Here is a 6,178-nt window from a genome sequence, read left to right as displayed (position 1 = left end):
CCCTAGGCCGTCATCCAGATCCTCGACGTCACGCCGCTGGCCCTGGACAACCTCAACCTCGCCTACAACCCGCGGTCGGGCACCCTCGACACCCGCGACAACGCCCTCGGCCCGTACGACCCGGTGACCTTCGTCTGCTCGCTGATGGTGTCCCAGCTGCCCGCCGCCGAGGTGCCGGCGAAGTGCACCGCGCTCGCGCAGACCCTGCAAGCCCAGAAACTGCCCCTCACCGACCAGCTGCGCAAGCTGCTCAAGCTGCCGCCCGGCGCCCCGGCGACCGGCGGGTCCTCACCGGGGTCCGCAAGCTCCCCCGGTGCGCCGACCGCCGACCAGGCGCCGGGCGGCTTCTCCACCACCAGCGACCCCACCCTCGGCGGCATCCTGCGAGGCCCGTCATGAGCAGGCGTCAGCGAGCTAATCATCAGCGCAGCACTCGACGGCGGCTCCGGCTGCTGGCCGCCGCGCTGGCCGTGGCGCTGCTGCCCGCCGGCTGCGGCCTGCCCGACGTGGCCGACCTGCCGCTGCCCGGCGGCAAGCCGGCCGGCGCGGGCTACACCGTCACCGCCGAGTTCGCCGACGTGCTCGACCTGGTGCCCCGCGCCGCCGTCAAGGTCGACGACGTCACCGTCGGCACGGTGGAGAAGATCTCCCTGTCCGGCTGGCACGCCCAGGTCCGGCTGCGCATCGACCCCGCGGTACGGCTGCCCGCCAACGCCACCGCCGCCGTACGCCAGAGCAGCCTGCTCGGCGAGAAGTACGTGACGGTGTCCCCACCGCCCACCGAACCGGCCCGCGGGCGGCTCGTCGACGGCGACGTCATCCCGCTGTCGCGCACCACCCGGGGCGCCGAGGTCGAGGAGGTCCTCGCCGCCCTCGGGCTGCTGCTCAACGGCGGTGGCCTGGCCCAGCTGCGGACCATCAACCAGGAGCTGGGCAACGCCCTGGCCGGCCGCGAGGCGGACCTGCGGGACACGCTGACCCAGCTCGACACGTTCATCGGGGGCCTGGACCGGCAGAAGGCCGACATCGTCCGCGCCATCGACGCGCTCGACCGGCTCACCGGCCGCCTCGCCCGGCAACGCCAGGTCGTCGGGGACGCGCTGGACTCCCTCGCCCCCGGCCTGACCGTGTTGTCCCGGCAACGCGCCCAGCTCAGCAAGGCGCTCACCGCGCTCGGCCAGCTCGGCACGGTCGGCACCCGGGTGGTCGAACGCAGCCGGGCGGACACGGTGGCCAGCGTGAAGGCGCTGCAACCGATCCTGGAACAGCTCGCCCGCGCCGGCGACGACCTGCCGAAGTCGCTGGACTTCATGCTGTCGTACCCGTTCCCGCCCAACGTCACCGGCGCGATCGTCGGCGACTTCGTCAACCTGTCCGTCACCGCCGACCTGGACGCGGCGACAATCCTGTCCAACCTGCTGGCGGCCGCGCCCGCCCGGGCCCCGCGGACGCCCCGGACGCAGGCCCCGACCGCGCCCCGGCCGCCCGTCACCGGCCCGGCGGTCCCCGGCGGCAAGCCCGGCATCGACCTGCCCGAGCTGCCGCTGAGGTGCCTGCCGGACCTCCGGCACTTCCCGGCCACCTGGACCCCGCCGAAGGAGTGCGGCCTGCCGGACGGCTGCCAACTGCTCAAGCCGGGCTCGACGGTGCCGATCGGCGGTCTGCTGCTGCCCACCGGCCTGGTGCCGCCCGGCACCGCGTTCCCCGCCGGCACCGAACTGCCGGACGGCACCGTGCTCACCGCCGACTGCGTGCTCCCGGTGACCGGCGCCGTCACCGGGCAGATCGGCGACCTGGCCGACGTCCTGGGTGGAGGGCTGATCCCGTGATCGGACGCACCGTGAAACTCCAGGTCCTCGCCTTCGTGCTGGTGAGCGTCCTCGGCGTCAGCTACGTCGGGATCCGCTACGTCGGCCTCGGTGACCGGCTCCTCGGCGCCGGCTACGTACTCCACGTCGACCTGGCCCGGGCCGGGGGCCTGTTCGCCAACGCGCCGGTCACCTACCGCGGGGTGCCCGTCGGCCGGGTCACCGCCGTCGGCCTGCACGGCGACGGGGTCCGCGCCGACCTGCGCGTCGACCGGGGCGTCCGGGTGCCTGACGCGCTGCGGGCCGTGGTCACCCAACGCTCGGCGGTGGGGGAGCAGTACCTCGACCTGCGCCCCGACCGGGACGGCGGCCCCTATCTGGCCGCCGGTGCGGTCGTCCCGGCCGACCGCACCGGGCTGCCGCTCGCCCCGGAGACCCTGCTGACCAACCTGGACGCCCTGGTCCGCTCGGTCGGCCCGGACGACCTCAGCGTGCTGATCACCGAGCTGGGCACCGCCTTCGAGGGCAACGAGCAGGCGCTCGCCCGGATCCTCGACTCCGGCGACGCCCTGCTCGCCGAGGCCGACACCCGGCTGCCCGAGACGCTCGCCCTGATCCGCGACGCGCGTACCGTGCTGACCACCCAGGCGGAGTCCGCCGAGGCGTTGCGCCGCTGGTCGGCCGGGCTGGCGCAGCTCGCCGCCACGCTCCGCGCCGCCGACCCGGACCTGCGCCGGCTGCTCGCCGTCGGCCCGCCGGCCGGTGCCGAACTGCGGGCGTTGCTGCGCGGCCTGGAGCCGGACATCGGCACCCTGCTCGGCAACCTGGTCACCGTGAACGGGATCGCCGCCCGGCGGCTGCCCGGCATCGAGCAGATCCTGGTGGTCTATCCGATAGCGGTGGCGGGCGGGTTCACCGTCACCCCCGGCGACGGCACCGCCCACCTCGGCCTCGTGGTCAACGTCAACGACCCGCCGCCCTGTACCTACCACGGCGGCGGCACCCGGTGCGGCGCGGGCGACCGGGCCGCCGGGGCGAGCGTGCGGGGCGCCGGCAGCGCCCCCCGACCCGGCGGCACCGACCCGGCCCCGCCCGGCCCGGGCCCGGCGACCACCTCGGGGTACGACCCCGCGACCGGTCTGGTGATCGGCTCCGACGATCGTCCGTTGCAGTTCGGTGGCACCGGCGGCCAGTACCGCACGGCCGGGGACCAGTCCTGGAAACAGCTGTTGCTCGCCGGCCTGACCCCGTGACCGGCCTACCGGAGGAGGTGGCGGTGCCCAGCCGCAGGAACCCCACACTGAAAGTCATCAAGGGCGCCCTGTCCGGTGGCCCGGCGCCGGCGCGGCGCCGCCTGGTCAGCCGGCCCCTGCCCGGACCGGCCGAGCCGATCGAGCAGGTGCTCGAACGCCTCGACCGGGAGCCCGTCGAGGATCCCGCCGAGGCCGGCGAGCTGACCGTGGTCGGCGACCCCGCCGAGGCCGATGACCCGCCGGAACCGGCCAGTACCGACACCGACACCGAGGCCGGGACGGCGGCCGACACCGCGGCCGACCCGGACACCGGTCGGGACGACGCCATCGACGCCGGCGGGAAGAAGAGCCGGTCCGCGGCGGCGGCGCCCGGCACGCCGGGCCGGGGCCGCGCGCTCATCGCCCTGCTGGTCGTGCTGCTCGCCGCCGCCCTCGCCGGCGCCGGCGTCTACGGCCACCGCTGGTACGTCGACCGGGCCACCGACCAGGCCCACCGGGAGGCCGTCGCCGCCGCCCGGCAGGCCGCCGTCAACTTCGTCTCGGTCAGCGCCGCCAGCGTCGACCGGGACCTGCAACGTGTCACCGCCGGGGCCACCGGCGACTTCAAGGACGAGTTCACCCGCGGCCAGGCGCAGGTACGCGCGGCCGTGGTGGCGAACAAGGTCCAGTCGCACGGCAGCGTGCTGCGCGCCGCACTGGTCTCCGGGGACCGCCGACACGCGGTGGTGCTGGTCGCGGTCGACGCCACCGTGAAGAACGTCAAGGCGCCCGACGGCCGCCCGTCGCACTACCGGATCCAGCTCGACCTGACCTGGGACGGCGACTCGGGCGAGTGGCTGGTGTCCAAGCTCCAGTTCGTCGGCTGACCGGCAGGAGAAGACCATGCGTGTCCCCACCGTGCTGCGCCGCCCCGCCCGGCTGCGCCCCGTACCCCTGCTCGCCGTCGCGGTCGTGCTGGCCGCCGCCGTGGCCCTCGCCGGCTGGACCGCCGATCGCCACGCCGGGCAGCGCGACCAGGCCGTACGCCAGGCCCTGGCCACCGCGCCGGCCGCCGCCAAGGCCCTCTTCTCCTACGACTACCGCACCTTCGACGAGAGCGTCGCCAACGGCCGCGACTTCGCCACCGGCGCCTTCGCCGAGGAGTACGCGCAGACCACCGCCGCGCTCAAGGCGACCGCCACCAAACAGCAGGCGGTGGTGCTGGCCGAGGTGTCCGCCACCGGCGTGGTCAGCGCCGAGGCGGACCGGGTGGAACTGCTGCTCTACCTCAACCAGTACCGGCGCAACGTCACCACGGCCGGGGAGAAGGTCGACCAGAACCGGGTGGTGCTCACCATGGTCCCGGTACGCGGGGAGTGGAAGGTGGTCAAGGCCACCGCGATCTGACCGGCAGGTTACTCCTCCCGATCGCCGGGTAACCGCGGCGTCGCGCCGACACCGGGGGTGAACGCCGTGGGGGAGAGCCCGTCACCGCGCGGCCCCGACCGGGCCGGTGCCGCGCCGGACCGTTTCGGCCTGGTGCTCGCGCTGCTGTTGGGCAGCTTCCTGCTGACCGCGTTCCTGCCCGGCGAGCGCCTGCGTGCCCTGCCACTGCTCCTCTACCTGGCCGCGTTGATCCTGGCGCTGCACGGGGCATACCCGGGGCGGCGGGACCTCCGCCGGCTGTACTGGGCGCTGGCGCTCCTCACCGCGGTCGCGGTCGTCCTGCTCATCCTGGCCCCGACCCGCCTCGTGCGCGGGCTGATCTCGCTGTGGATAGCCGCGATCCTCACGCTGGCGATCGTGGCGGTGGTACGACGGACGCTGTCCCACCGCGTGGTCACCCTGCAGACGATCTTCGGTGCGTTGAACGCGTACCTCCTGATCGGCTTCTTCTACGCCGCGCTGTTCGGTGCCGTGGCCGCGTTCCACCACGGCGTCCTCTTCACCAACGGTCAGCCGGCGAACAACAACACCATCCAGTACTTCAGCTTCATCACCATGACCACGGTCGGGTACGGCGACTTCACCCCCGCCAGTGAGCCGTCCCGGACCCTGGCCGTTTTCGACGCGCTGACCGGCCAGATCTTCCTGGTGACCCTGGTCGCCCGGCTGGTGTCCACCTTCGGCACGGCCCGCCGCGGGCGCTAGCCGGAGCACGGCGGCGACGGCCTCCTTCTCGCCGGGCGGCACGGCCGCGCCGGCGGTTGTCGTCAACCGGACGCCGGAAGCAGCCGTTGCGCCGATGGACGGCAGCTCCGGCGGCCCGAAAATGATCAGCGAGACGGGAGCCGACACCCGTCCCTGGATCGCCGTGGAGTACCTCGCATGAGCGGCTGGCAGTTGTCCGGCTACACACCTGTCCGTCGGCTCGGCGCCGGTGCGTCGGGCAGCGTCATGCTCGCCACCCACGACGCCACCGGCACCCCGGTCGCCATCAAGTACCTGGTGCGCGACATCGGCGACGACCCCTCCTTCCGGACCGCCTTCCGGCAGGAGGCCCGGCTGCTCGGCGAGATCGACGACCCGCACGTCTCCCGGCTGTACGAGTACGTCGAGTCCGCCGACGGCGCCGCGATCGTCATGGAACTGGTCAACGGGGTGTCGCTGCGGCAGATGCTGCGCGAGCACGGCCCGACCACCCCCGAGTCTGCGCTCTGCGTGCTCAAGGGCTCCCTGGCCGGGCTCGCCGCCGCGCACACCCACGGCGTCGTCCACCGCGACTACAAGCCGGAGAACGTGCTGGTCACCGGCGAAGGGCTGAGCAAGCTCGCCGACTTCGGCATCGCCATGCCGATCGGCCAGGGCTCGGGGAGCACGGTCTCCGGCACCCCCCGCTACATGGCCCCCGAGCAGTGGACCGGCACCCCGGCCAGCCCCGCCTGTGACATCTACGCGGCCACCGCCACCTTCTTCGAGTGCCTGACCGGCAGGCCGCCGTACGACGGGCAGAACCTCTTCACCCTGCGCGACCAGCACGCCTGCGCGCCGATCCCGACCGACCCCGCCCCGCAACCGGTGCACGAGCTGCTCCGGCACGGCATGGCCAAACAGCCCGCCGACCGGCCGCAGCCCGCCCAAGTCTTCCTCGAGGTGCTCGACCGGGTGGCCGGCGACGCGTACGGCCCGGAGTGGGAG

7 protein-coding genes are annotated in these 6,178 nt (G+C 74.1%); all 7 read left to right on the top strand.

Going from position 1 to position 6,178, the window contains the following annotated elements; genetic code table 11:
- Positions 1–123: 123 nt before the first annotated feature.
- Positions 124–399 (top strand): hypothetical protein, encoded by a 276-nt coding sequence (locus ONA70_RS33920; protein WP_265010570.1) that lies wholly within the window; start codon positions 124–126, stop codon positions 397–399.
- Positions 396–1,829 (top strand): MCE family protein, encoded by a 1,434-nt coding sequence (locus tag ONA70_RS33915; protein ID WP_265010569.1) that lies wholly within the window; start codon positions 396–398, stop codon positions 1,827–1,829. The genes ONA70_RS33920 and ONA70_RS33915 overlap by 4 nt, the downstream gene beginning before the upstream one ends.
- Positions 1,826–3,061 (top strand): MCE family protein, encoded by a 1,236-nt coding sequence (locus ONA70_RS33910; RefSeq protein WP_265010568.1) that lies wholly within the window; start codon positions 1,826–1,828, stop codon positions 3,059–3,061. The genes ONA70_RS33915 and ONA70_RS33910 overlap by 4 nt, the downstream gene beginning before the upstream one ends.
- A 23-nt stretch (positions 3,062–3,084) precedes the next feature.
- The gene (locus ONA70_RS33905) at positions 3,085–3,927 is read left to right on the top strand and encodes a hypothetical protein (protein ID WP_265010567.1); all 843 of its coding nucleotides are present in this window, start codon (positions 3,085–3,087) and stop codon (positions 3,925–3,927) included.
- A gap of 16 nt (positions 3,928–3,943) precedes the next feature.
- Positions 3,944–4,447 (top strand): hypothetical protein, encoded by a 504-nt coding sequence (locus ONA70_RS33900; RefSeq protein WP_265010566.1) that lies wholly within the window; start codon positions 3,944–3,946, stop codon positions 4,445–4,447.
- A gap of 66 nt (positions 4,448–4,513) precedes the next feature.
- Complete coding sequence (locus tag ONA70_RS33895; RefSeq protein ID WP_265010565.1) at positions 4,514–5,191, top strand: potassium channel family protein; 678 nt, start codon at positions 4,514–4,516, stop codon at positions 5,189–5,191.
- A gap of 177 nt (positions 5,192–5,368) precedes the next feature.
- Positions 5,369–6,178, top strand: an 810-nt coding sequence (locus ONA70_RS33890) for a serine/threonine-protein kinase (protein WP_265010564.1), incomplete at its 3' end; no start/stop codon positions are given.

Source organism: Micromonospora yasonensis, assembly GCF_026013475.1.
Taxonomy (GTDB): Bacteria; Actinomycetota; Actinomycetes; order Mycobacteriales; family Micromonosporaceae; genus Micromonospora; species Micromonospora yasonensis.
This window is presented reverse-complemented; position numbering and strand designations above follow the sequence as displayed.

What these genes read in the sequence shown, in the direction of transcription:
- ONA70_RS33915 (WP_265010569.1), top strand. Translation starts at nt 396, where the DNA reads ATGAGCAGGCGTCAGCGAGCTAATCATCAGCGCAGCACTCGACGGCGG.
- ONA70_RS33900 (WP_265010566.1), top strand. Translation starts at nt 3,944, where the DNA reads ATGCGTGTCCCCACCGTGCTGCGCCGCCCCGCCCGGCTGCGCCCCGTA.